This window comes from Pseudomonas sp. PA-4-8C, assembly GCF_021606625.1.
GTDB classification, from domain to species: Bacteria; Pseudomonadota; Gammaproteobacteria; order Pseudomonadales; family Pseudomonadaceae; genus Aquipseudomonas; species Aquipseudomonas lactis.
The window spans coordinates 1-709 of record NZ_WKCD01000586.1 but is presented as its reverse complement, the minus strand read 5'-3'; the positions used below and the strand labels follow the sequence as shown (position 1 = coordinate 709).

Annotated in this window: 1 protein-coding gene and 1 pseudogene; one reads left to right on the top strand and one right to left on the bottom strand. The window is 53.7% G+C overall.

Annotated elements, in window-relative coordinates:
• Positions 1 to 231 (bottom strand): annotated as a pseudogene (locus GIW04_RS31135) (DUF2867 domain-containing protein); the annotation flags it as partial.
• 66 nt (positions 232 to 297) lie between these two features.
• On the opposite strand from GIW04_RS31135, the gene GIW04_RS31130 reads away from it, so the two are divergent.
• Entirely contained in the window at positions 298 to 558 is a 261-nt protein-coding gene (locus GIW04_RS31130; protein ID WP_120248113.1) for a DUF6429 family protein, read from the top strand.
• Positions 559 to 709: the final 151 nt, after the last annotated feature.

Genomic DNA, 709 nt, shown 5'->3' with positions numbered 1-709 from the left:
CTTTACGCCAAATCTTGAAGAAATCCCATCCCTGATCCGAAAGGCCAATCGCAACAGCGGCCCCGGTTCAGCGGTCATGATGTTCCAGGCTTCCAGCGCGCTGATCTCAGTCGGCAATGGCACCGACCTGCAATCGTAATAATCGAGTTCAGACGGTGCACCCAACGTGTGACTGACAGAGTTAGTCGCCAAGGTTTTTCCGTCCATGACCAAAACAGGGATTTGCATCATAACGCTTCAAGCGAGATGCTGCGCTAAGCTCGACAGGGTCTGTGTAATCCAAACGGAGTACCCATTATGGAATACGACGAAAAACTGATTGAGGAAGCCGTACTTGCCCTGCTGACCACCTTCAGCTTTGATAACGGCAACTCATGGAAAGGCCACGACTTTCAAATAATGAACCGACTCCACGAGCAAGGTTTTATCAGTAATCCGGTGAACAAAAACAAATCCATTTGGTTGACGCAGGAAGGCTTGGAACGGGGCAGGCAAATTGCCGATCGGTTGTTTGGCGCGGCACCTGAAGCCAAGCACTCATCCAATCCTGATACCTGAAGCGCTCGCGGGGCCAGAAGACCAGCCACGGAGTGTTAAACCGCGCTTCATGCGTTTATCCTCAAGACTCCCCGACCTGCCAACCCGGAGCCGCCATGGACCTCGCCACCCTCGCCCTCTTCCTCCCCGCCTGCTTCGCCCTGAACATGGC